A 10,145-nucleotide genomic window follows, 5' to 3' on the forward strand; every position below is an offset into this window, starting at 1 on the left:
ACTTCTGATATTTTCGCTCTATCCACACCCAAATAGTTTAAAATAGGGCTAAAAATAAAGTTTCTACTAATAACCTGCACCAAGAGAGGAACTAAAATAATAATCAGGATAAAACGAATAGCAATACGTTGCTGTTGTCGCAGGGTACGGAGTTGTTTAATAACGGTTTGTTCGTATTCTGGGGTTAATTCTTGCTGGAAGTTAAAAAATTTATTACCGGTTGTAGGAGAAATTGCCTGGTTATTTTTATCTCTGGAGGTATCACCAGTGAGATTGGCTTTAGGCAGATTTGGGGTTTGATTATTCGGTAAAGGAGGCAGCAATTCCCCTAAGTCTAGGCGATATTTACCGATAATGTCCTCGATCACCTTTAAAGTCTCTAAGATGTTATTATTTTCTGGGTTAGTTTGCGGATTAAAAAAATTACCCAGACGCACTTGAGTTAAATCGAAACGTATCTGTAATAATTCTCGCTCTAGGGTACTTTGAAAGTAATCATAAACACTTTTTCCTCCCACGGCAGCCGGGGAAATTTTTTGTCCCCCAAAATGTTTATCTTCGATCGCTTTAATTTTCAGCGCCCTCTGATAAGCTGATTCTAGGGCCACTAAAGAGCGTCTTTCTACCCATTGATTAACTCGATTCCAAGGCACGGCTATAATCCTCGCTTTTCTGTCATCACAAGCACCACGGTAAGCTATCAGCGTTGGCTAGATCTCCACTTTAGAGAAATATCCATAATATTACATTTTGGGCGCATTGACTGCATCCTCACCATTGGTGAAATACAACGTTTCTCATCAAGATAAAGTGTAACCTAATTTGTTATCAACGACCGATGACCGACTCCCTAAAACGAAAACTTCCTAGCTCACCATTAGGATAACTGCTCTAATTAAAGTTAGCAATAATTTTTAGATATCGAATGTTCCTCTATAAACAAACTGTAAGCATTTCTAAAAACCTCTGGAGTAAATCTATTAGCCTGTTGCCGACAATCTTCCGGATCAATTTTATCACCGTTATCAACAAAATATTTAACCGCTTCCAGCAAGGATTGGGGATTTTGTTCCCGAAAAAGTAATCCTGTTCCCTGGGGAGAATTTTCCCGCAGCTCTCGCACGGTTTCTAAAGCACCTCCGGCAGCAAATGCAATCACGGGAGTACCACAAGCTTGCGCTTCCACTAAAGCAATACCAAAATCCTCACAAGCAGCATAAATAAACGCTTTTGCTTTCGACATATATTCTGCTACCATTCGATCAGAAACCGCACCTAAAATCTGAATGTTATCCCTTGCTAAATGTCGGATTAAAGCCATCTGGGGACCATCTCCAATAACCACTAGGGGTAATCCTAATTGATTAAACGCTTCCACAATTAAAGGGACTTTTTTATAACTAACCAAACGAGAAACTACTAAATAAAAATCTTCTTTTTTCTCTTGGTAGGGAAAACGTTCGATTTGTACGGGAGGATAAATAACTTTTGCCTCCCGTCGATAACAGCGCCAAATTCGTCTAGCGGTGTGGTGGGAATTAGCCAGAAAATAGTCCACACGATTAGCAGAAATCACATCCCACTGACGCAACCCATGCAAGAGATAACGGGTGAAAATACCGGGTAATCCCCGTCCTAACTTACTATTAGCCAGATAGTCAAAAGTTAAATCCCAAGCATAACGCATCGGAGTGTGACAATAACAAATGTGCACCTGATCCGGTCGAATTAACACCCCTTTAGCCACACAATGGGAGGAGGATAAAATTACATCATAATCCTCTAAATTTAACTGCTCGATCGCCAGGGGAAGAAAAGGTAAGTATTTTTGTACGCCATTTCTCGCTTTCGGGAAATTTTGCAGAAAAGTTGTCCCGATCGAGCGACCATAGAGATAACTATCGGGATTAGTGGACTCAAAATCGATCAAAGCGTATAAATCCGCCTCTAGACATTGTAAAATCTCCCTAACCACTAATTCCGATCCCCCCGTCGCCTTTGGGGTTAACCACTCGTGAACCAGAGCGTACTTCATAGGATAATCAATAATCTCAGCCGTAATTATAGCAGTAAGGGATCAATAGTTCACTTTCTGGTTTTCTCTTCCCCAAAATTACCGATACCTATCCGATCAAGGTAAAAAACACCAGAAAGAAATTATTAAAATTTTCCAGAAAAATTGCAAAGTTTAGTAAAAATTACTAGCAAGATCAGATGATCGACTCCATAATGGGGATCAAGGAAAAAATAGACTTAAACCGATTGGGATCAAGAAAAACTAGCTTGATATACAGAAGATAACTAATTAATGAGGTTTGCTATGATCACCCTGCAACAAGTGCGCTGTCCTAATTGTGGAAATTTTGCCGAAAGACAGCATATTTTAGAACACCATCTCGTTAGCACCGCCTGTTCTCACTGTGATTATCTGTTAATTAGCTGCAGTCTGACGGGAAATGTACTAGAGTGCTATGCACCCGGTATTGGTTTAAGAAGTTAACGCCGCTCCCTAGCCAGATCGCAAATGTCTTGTCAAAATAGAGTGGAGAAGACAAAATCAAGGAGCTAAGTAGCTATGGGGGGTAATTTCTTCAAGGGAGCGATCGCCTTGGGGGTGGTAGCGGGGATTATGGGATTTACCAATCCACCCCAAGAACTTTACAGCGAATACGCCTCGGAAAAACTCCTCGCTCATGCCGACAAAATCGCTTGCGAGAAAATCAGTCTCTGTGGCTCGATCGATTCTTTGCCAGTGGCAGCCAGAAATGTGATCAAAAATCAAATCTTAAAACCAGCGATCGAAACCTCTAGTCAACGGCAAAATTTAGGTGTGTTCAGTATTTACACCACAGAGGTACCGGGGGTAGCTAAAATTAGAACTCTTGGCGCTTTTGGGCATTTCTTGACTTTCTCGGAGACTTAGATGAGATTACTGCCAGCTTAACCGCTACCAGCTTAATAATGAGTTAAGATGATCATATTAACCCGCGATTTGAGCGATAGACTCCTCAAGAACACCGATTAATGCTGCCTAACCGTGTTTAATTTTCTGCCCATTCTCCGAGAAGCGATCGCCCGTTGGTGGTCTGAATTCACCCTCCAAACTAAATTAATGGCTGCGGCTACTTTAGCCGTTTCTTTGTTGATGAGTGGTTTAACCTTTTGGGCGGTTAACACGATCCAGCAGGATGTCCGTCTCAATGATACCCGTTTTGGCCGGGATTTAGGGCTGTTATTAGCCGCTAATGTCTCCCCTCTGATTGCTGAGGACAATTTAACCGATTTAGCCCGTTTTTCAGCCCGTTTTTATAGTAGTACCTCCAGTGTGCGTTATTTGATCTACGCTAACGAGGAGGGTCAAATATTTTTCGGCATTCCCTATTCTACCGCCGAAGTTAAGAACTCCCTGACGATTGAGCGTCGCATTCAATTACCGGAAAATTATGGCGAAAATGGGGAAACTCCCCTCATCCGTCAGCATAAAACCCCCGACGGTGAAGTAACCGATGTCTTTGTTCCCTTAAATCATGAGGGCAAATATTTGGGAGTATTAGCGATCGGGATCAATCCTAACGCTATTGTGGTCGCTTCTTCTAATCTAACCCGTGATGTGACTATTGCCGTTTTTGTCTCGATTTGGGCCATGGTGATTCTGGGGGCGGTTTTTAATGCTTTAACTATCACCAAACCGATCAAGGAGTTATTAGTCGGGGTCAAAAATATTGCAGCAGGAAATTTTAAGCAGCGCGTTGATTTACCCCTGGGAGGAGAGTTAGGGGAATTAATTCTCAGTTTTAATGAAATGGCGGAAAAGTTAGAACGATACGAAGAACAAAATATCGAAGAAATGACCGCTGAAAAAGCCAAATTAGATACGTTAATGTCCACTATTGCTGATGGGGCTATTCTCTTAGATACTAATTTTCAATTATTATTAATTAATCCCGCAGCTCGGGAAATATTTGGCTGGGAAGATCGGGAAATTATCGGTCAAAATGTTCTACATCTTTTTCCTTCGGAGTTAACGGTTAGACTAACTAAACCTCTCTATCAAATTGCGGCAGGAGAAACCCTCCAGCCAGAAGAATCGGCTAATCAAAATCATCATCCTAAAAATGCTGTTATTGATCAGGAAAATAATAACTATTCCCCAGCAGAATTTAGATTATCTTTAACTAACCCGAAAACCCGGACAATTCGCCTTTTGTTAACTCAGGTATTCGATCAGCATCGGGAGAATGTCCGGGGAATTGCCATGACGCTACAGGATATCACTAGAGAAACAGAATTAAATGAGGCAAAAAGTCAATTTATCAGCAATGTTTCCCATGAGTTAAGAACCCCTTTGTTTAACATCAAATCTTTTATTGAAACCCTGACAGAATTTGGTGAGGATCTCAGCGATACAGAAAAAAGAGAGTTTTTAGAAACCGCTAATCATGAAACCGATCGCTTAACTCGTTTGGTTAATGATGTTCTCGATCTTTCTCGGTTAGAATCCTCCCGTAACTATAACTTAGATGCGATCGATATCGGACAATTAATCGAACAAACCCTAAGAACTTATCAACTCAATGCTAGGGATAAAGGACTAGAATTAAGCTCGGAAATTGAAGCCAATTTACTACCAATTTTAGGTCATTATGATCTACTTTTACAGGTATTAACTAATCTAGTCGGTAACTCCCTAAAATTTACTCCTGCTGGCGGTAAAGTGGTGATTCGTGCCTATAAAATAAGCAGAGATAATCCCCAAGAAACTCCCAAAATTCGCGTGGAAGTATCCGATACTGGTATTGGCATCGATGCCGAGGATCAAAGTGCCATATTCGATCGCTTCTATCGGGTAGAAAATCGCGTTCATACCCTAGAAGGGACGGGATTAGGATTATCGATCGTCAAAAATATTATTGAAAAGCACTATAGTCAAATTAATTTGATTAGTGAAGTGGGAATTGGCACAACTTTCTGGTTCGATCTAGAGCTATATCAAGGCTTGATCGCCAGCAAAAAAATTAACGACGTGAGTTTATAAAAGCTAGGGCAATACTGCCCAAAATCAGGGTTAATAATAGCAATAATCCCTTATTTCTGAGACACCAATTTTTAAAAACCCTAGGCAGAGGGAGAGGAGGAATTTTTTCTGCTATCATTTGGCTATTTTTGTATAAAGTGCAGCTGGTAGCGTAGGGACGTTGGGGAAAATTACAGCTATCATCGCTATGATAAAGACAAGTTTGGCATAAAAACTCGCTGGTGACAGCTTGATGCAGGGTCATGCCGGGATGACCATAGGCCTTGAAAATATTCAAACAGTAGGGACATTGCAAGGCTTGACTATCGACCTTGTGCTGACAACGAGGACAGGTAATCATGATCGCTAAATTTTCCCTTTGAGGATTGTCATTGCTGATGATCATAGACTATAGCAAAATCCCCTGGCTTTTTCCGGTTATTTCACTAAATAGCTGCGCCATTGTGAGGCAACTTCTTCCAGTAAACGCCAAGTTTTCCCCTCGATCTGTCTTTGTAAATAAAGATCAAAATTGTTGTGTTGTTTGGTATCTTTTTGATGGGGCAATTGTAGAGTTAGATCGTAATCTCCCTGCAAGTGATAAACGGGTAAATTGCCCACATAAAGCGGTTCCAGACTGGTGACATTAATTTTAGCAATTTTTACCTGCGGATCATCGATCTGTAAAGATTGACTAAGGCGATCGGATGTGTGACGAAATTGTAATAAAAGGGCTTTGGCGACGATTTCTCCGTCGGGGGCAAATTCTTGCGGGGGAGTGACACTACCACAAGCGGTCAGGAAGACAAGGAAAATACTGGTTAAAAAACCGAGAAAACGGCGCATAGAATGATATTTTGAAAAAGAATGGCAGCGGGTTAAGAAGAATTAATTATGACTCAACCAAATGAGCGAGAGAATTTCAGCCAAGCAGAAACAGTGATCCGACTACAAGAGGCGATCGAGCAGTTAAATTCGATCGTTTCCCAACTTAACACGGGAACGGGGACAGTGTTACCCCCAAAAGTTGCTGTTGATAATCTTCTTAACTCAACGCAACAGTTAGCCGCTGCTTTAAAACCAGATGAATTCGCAGAAGTTGAGCAAAGTTTAACCCCAGATTCTCCAATCGAAGCAGCGGAGGGAATCGACGATATTTTACCTGATTTCGAGCAGGTGGAAGGGTGGTGGACGACGATTTTGAGCAAAATTCGCCGACTTTTACCGGGGGGAATTAGCGAAAAAATTCCCGATTGGTTAATTACCGGCTTGTTAACAGGAAGTTTAGTCACTATCCTATTAGTAGCTGTGGTCAGTTTACCGAAAAATCCTGCGGAAATTGCCGAAAATATGCCTGAAGTTGTCTCTAGTCCTTCCCCGGCAGCCGGGGAAATTATCGAAACTCCCCCAGAATTAATCGCACCAGAGGCACCGATTCCCGTCCCGATTACCAAAGCAAAACCGCGATTAACTCCCGAACAAAGTTTAGTCGCAGCCATTCAAGAGGAAATTACCGATTTAACTACTCGTTATCCCGCCGGTATTATTTCTACCGTAGAAGCGGATTTTTTGGCTAGTCGTCTAGTAGTTATTTTGGGCGATAATTGGTATAGTCTGGAGGCATCACAACAGGATAAATTGGCTAATTCGGTTTTTCAACGTTGCCAAAGTCTCGATTTTCGCCGCTTGGAAATGAGGGATAACGAGGGAAGTCTCCTCGCTAGAAGTCCCGTTATCGGCGATCGAGTGGTGATTGTCAATCGCACTCAACCCACCGCTGCCATCTCCTCTGGTGAGTAGTTTTCAGCGCGGAGGGAGGGAGTTTTCGACAAAGACAGCCTCAAGAATTCTCGCCCACCAGGCCGCTTTTTTCTCTCCCTGGTTAGATATCTATCTGAATATACACAAAAATTAGTGATCCCTGACTTAACAGTGCTATAATTGGCTAGGTAAAATTTTGTAACGATTCTTAATCTTGAACCTACCTGATAGTCAATGCTTCCCCCCGCCTGGGGTGGCCGCAGCAGTTTTGGTGCGAGAAAAATTGCTCCGATCCAACCCAACTCCCTTAAACTTTTCTAGGGTTCCCCCAACCGCCAAAATTTTGCCCTAACTACCAAGAATTAAGAGATTTCAGATTATACCATGAACTCTGTTATTCGTCAACAGCGAGCGCTGATCACCGGAGCCAGTAGCGGCATCGGCAAGGAAACCGCCCTCGCTTTCGCCAAGGCGGGAATTAATCTGGTTTTAATCGGTCGCGATCAGCAAAGATTGGCAACCGTGGCGGGAATGGCGGCAGATTTAGGCGTATCAGCCCAAGCTTACCCCTTAGATTTGGCAGATATCCCGGAAGTAGCTCCTAGTATCGCTAAAATCGCCCAAGAATCCGGACCGATCAATATCCTGATCAATAATGCTGGCATGGGTTACACCAACTCCTTGGCCGACACACCTTTGTCAGACTGGCAGCGGGTGATCGATCTCAATTTAACCAGTGTTTATCAGTGTGTGCAAGGAATTTTACCTGCCATGCGTCAACAGGGGGGAGGCACGATCGTTAACGTTTCCTCGATCGCCGCCGATAATTTCTTCCCTGATTGGGGGGCCTATAGTGTCAGCAAAGCGGGATTAGTGGCATTTTCTCGCATTTTAGCGATCGAGGAGCGGGCTAACGCCATTCGCATCACGATTATCATCCCCGGGGCTGTCAATACTCCCATCTGGGACAGCGATAGCGTCAAAGCAGATTTCGATCGCTCGGCCATGTTAACCCCGGATATCATCGCTCAGGCCATTCTGCAAGCGGTGTTACTGCCCAAACAGGCCGTAGTGGAAACGATGACCATTATGCCCAGTGCGGGGGCATTATAACCCGAAATACTTCTATTTATCAATCAATTCGCCTACAGGCCTCTTCATTATGACCATAGCTTCTTCTAACGGTTTAAACGGTAATTTAACCGACGCTATTCAAGCACGCGTGACCACTCGCCCCGATCGCAACACCCACAATGGCAAAACCGCTCAAATTCATCCAACTTCCGACGAAAACAAAGAACAGATGATGGATGCGGTCAGAAATATCCTGATCTCGGTGGGGGAAGATCCCGAAAGAGAAGGTTTATTAAAAACCCCCAAACGGGTGGCCGAAGCGATGCAGTTTCTCACCCAAGGCTATCAACAATCCCTAGAAACCCTCGTTAATGGTGCGATCTTCGATGAAGGTCATAATGAGATGGTATTAGTGCGCGATATTGACTTTTTTAGTCTCTGTGAACATCATATGTTACCCTTCATGGGGCGGGCCCACGTTGCCTATATTCCTAACCAAAAGGTGGTCGGATTAAGTAAATTGGCCCGCATTGTGGAAATGTATTCCCGTCGTTTACAGGTCCAAGAGCGCCTCACCCGTCAGATTGCCGAAGCGATTCAAGAAATTCTCGACCCCCAAGGGGTTGCCGTCGTCATGGAAGCAACTCATATGTGCATGGTAATGCGCGGGGTGCAGAAACCGGGATCCTGGACTGTCACCAGCGCCATGTTAGGAGTCTTCCAAGACGAGCAAAAAACCCGCGAGGAGTATCTTAACCTGATCCGTCATAAACCCAATTTCTTCTAGTCCCGGAGATGGGGAGATGGGGAAATGGGGAAATGGGGAAATGGGGGAATGGGGGAATTCAACTAAAACCCTAAAACCCTAAAACCCTAAAACCCTAAAACCCTAAAACCCTAAAACCCCAACAACCAAAACCTTCTAACTGATCACTGATCGCTGAATTTTTGCAGTCGCTCTAGCAAGAGGGCGACTTTTTTGAGATCTTTATCACCAGGCGATCGCTCAACGCCGCTAGAGACATCAATACCCTGGGGGTGCAGCCGAGTTAAAGCTTCACTAATATTATCGGGGTTGAGTCCTCCGGCCAGAAACCAGGGCAAGGGGGGCGAAAAACTGGCTAAGGCTTGCCAGTCTAAGGTATGTCCCGTACCGCCGAGCAATTGGGGATGGTAGGCATCTAAAAGTAAAGTATCGACGCTATTGAAGTAAATTGCCGACTTTTCCCAACTTTCTCTGTCTTTGATCCGCAAAGCTTTGATAATTTCCCGGTCGGGTAATAATTGCCGCAACCTTTGGCAATATTCGGGAGATTCTTTACCATGTAACTGCACACTTGTCAAGGGGGTTTTAACAATTATCTGCTGAATAATTTCCGGTTGCTCGTCGGCAAAAACGCCGATAAAATCAATTTTGTCGGGTATTGCGGCGGTAATAGCGTTAATTTGCTCGATTTTGACGTAACGAGGCGAACTAGGTACGAGGATAAAACCTAAAGCCGTAGCTCCGCAAGTAGCGATCGCTCGTCCTTGGTCCGGTTGGGTAATGCCGCAAATTTTAATTCGCATTTAATCTTATTCACAAAACGTTACAAAAACTGTTAAGTATTCAAACAAAAAGCGGTTTCGGGTCAAGAGCTTTTTATAATTCCCTGTGATTAACAAAATCTTATCAAGACTGGAGCGCAAATGATCTCTTCCGCCTTACTTTTCGCCACCGCTCAAACCATTCCCTGGAATTTATCCGTCGGCATTACCATGACGTTAGCTAACCTAGTAGCGTTCGCTATCGGTTATTTTGCCATCCAAAATACTGGGGCCGGCCCTGCTTTACCCTTGCCGCAGTTAGCCTCGAAAAAAAGCTTCGGTCTGCCGGAATTATTGGCTACCATGAGTTTTGGCCATATTCTCGGTGCGGGACTGGTTCTCGGTCTTTCTAATGCGGGTATTCTCTAATCAGTGATCGGTGATCGGTAATCAGTAACCAGTAATCCTACGCTAAGGATGAGTGGGGACGCAATGCTTGCGCCCAAAATGTCACATTGACAAACACTTGGTGGTGATTCGGTAGTAGTGATGGCGGCTTAATCCGGCTCTTCGGTTTGTGTTATGCAATGGACGGAGGTTATAAGGGATGAAACCCTTATAGAGAAAGATATTTGGCGATTTTTGTCAATTGTTTTTGATCTAGAGCGAACTAATCAATTAAATCTCTTGCCAGATAAGGATTTAGTCGATTTATGCCCCCCTATCGAACCATACCAAGTAACGAAGAACCTGAAAACTCACATCTGCT

Annotated in this window: 12 protein-coding genes and 1 pseudogene; 8 read left to right on the forward strand and 5 right to left on the reverse strand. The window is 43.5% G+C overall.

The features are described from left to right. Together PX636_RS01335 and PX636_RS01340 are read right to left on the reverse strand one after the other, a co-directional pair. Positions 1–653, reverse strand: a pseudogene (locus PX636_RS01335) (proton extrusion protein PcxA); the annotation flags it as partial. 248 nt (positions 654–901) lie between these two features. Continuing rightward, positions 902–2,035 (reverse strand): glycosyltransferase, encoded by a 1,134-nt coding sequence (locus PX636_RS01340; protein WP_288115980.1) that lies wholly within the window; start codon positions 2,033–2,035, stop codon positions 902–904. Between the two features lie 285 nt (positions 2,036–2,320). On the opposite strand from PX636_RS01340, the gene PX636_RS01345 reads away from it, so the two are divergent. From PX636_RS01345 to nblS, 3 genes are all read left to right on the forward strand, one after another. Then, a complete protein-coding gene (locus tag PX636_RS01345) occupies positions 2,321–2,500 on the forward strand; it encodes a hypothetical protein (protein ID WP_002798263.1) in 180 nt (59 codons plus the stop codon). 75 nt (positions 2,501–2,575) lie between these two features. Further along, positions 2,576–2,923: a DUF4359 domain-containing protein gene (locus tag PX636_RS01350; protein ID WP_002798262.1), complete on the forward strand. Its 348-nt coding sequence runs from the start codon at positions 2,576–2,578 to the stop codon at positions 2,921–2,923. 114 nt (positions 2,924–3,037) lie between these two features. Beyond that, on the forward strand, positions 3,038–5,035 hold the full coding sequence (gene nblS / locus PX636_RS01355; RefSeq protein ID WP_288115981.1) for a two-component system sensor histidine kinase NblS: 1,998 nt from the start codon (positions 3,038–3,040) through the stop codon (positions 5,033–5,035). Here the strand turns inward: nblS and PX636_RS01360 are convergent. Together PX636_RS01360 and PX636_RS01365 are read right to left on the reverse strand one after the other, a co-directional pair. Continuing rightward, positions 5,016–5,375 (reverse strand): hypothetical protein, encoded by a 360-nt coding sequence (locus tag PX636_RS01360; protein WP_288115986.1) that lies wholly within the window; start codon positions 5,373–5,375, stop codon positions 5,016–5,018. The genes nblS and PX636_RS01360 overlap by 20 nt on opposite strands. Before the next feature lie 77 nt (positions 5,376–5,452). Then, positions 5,453–5,860 carry a hypothetical protein gene (locus PX636_RS01365; protein WP_002798258.1) on the reverse strand — a complete coding sequence of 136 codons (408 nt, stop codon included), beginning with the start codon at positions 5,858–5,860 and terminating at the stop codon, positions 5,453–5,455. 48 nt (positions 5,861–5,908) lie between these two features. Between PX636_RS01365 and PX636_RS01370 the strand changes: the two genes are divergently transcribed. The 3 genes from PX636_RS01370 (at position 5,909) to folE (ending at position 8,636) form a co-directional block, all read left to right on the forward strand. Continuing rightward, entirely contained in the window at positions 5,909–6,814 is a 906-nt protein-coding gene (locus PX636_RS01370; RefSeq protein WP_002798257.1) for a hypothetical protein, read from the forward strand. Between the two features lie 345 nt (positions 6,815–7,159). Continuing rightward, complete coding sequence (locus PX636_RS01375) at positions 7,160–7,888, forward strand: SDR family oxidoreductase (protein WP_288115982.1); 729 nt, start codon at positions 7,160–7,162, stop codon at positions 7,886–7,888. A 49-nt stretch (positions 7,889–7,937) separates the two neighbouring features. After that, positions 7,938–8,636, forward strand: coding sequence for a GTP cyclohydrolase I FolE (folE, locus tag PX636_RS01380; protein WP_002738197.1), 699 nt, complete (start codon positions 7,938–7,940; stop codon positions 8,634–8,636). Positions 8,637–8,779: 143 nt separating this feature from the next. Here the strand turns inward: folE and PX636_RS01385 are convergent, their stop codons facing one another. Further along, entirely contained in the window at positions 8,780–9,418 is a 639-nt protein-coding gene (locus tag PX636_RS01385) for a phosphoribosylanthranilate isomerase (RefSeq protein ID WP_190357543.1), read from the reverse strand. A gap of 120 nt (positions 9,419–9,538) precedes the next feature. Between PX636_RS01385 and psaK the strand changes: the two genes are divergently transcribed. Together psaK and PX636_RS01395 are read left to right on the forward strand one after the other, a co-directional pair. Then, entirely contained in the window at positions 9,539–9,805 is a 267-nt protein-coding gene (gene psaK, locus PX636_RS01390) for a photosystem I reaction center subunit PsaK (RefSeq protein WP_002798253.1), read from the forward strand. A 153-nt stretch (positions 9,806–9,958) separates the two neighbouring features. After that, a partial coding sequence (locus tag PX636_RS01395) for a hypothetical protein (protein WP_288115984.1) occupies positions 9,959–10,145 on the forward strand: 187 nt, incomplete at its 3' end.

Origin of the sequence: Microcystis sp. M53598_WE2, assembly GCF_030067735.1 — a bacterium.
Taxonomy (GTDB): Bacteria; Cyanobacteriota; Cyanobacteriia; order Cyanobacteriales; family Microcystaceae; genus Microcystis; species Microcystis aeruginosa.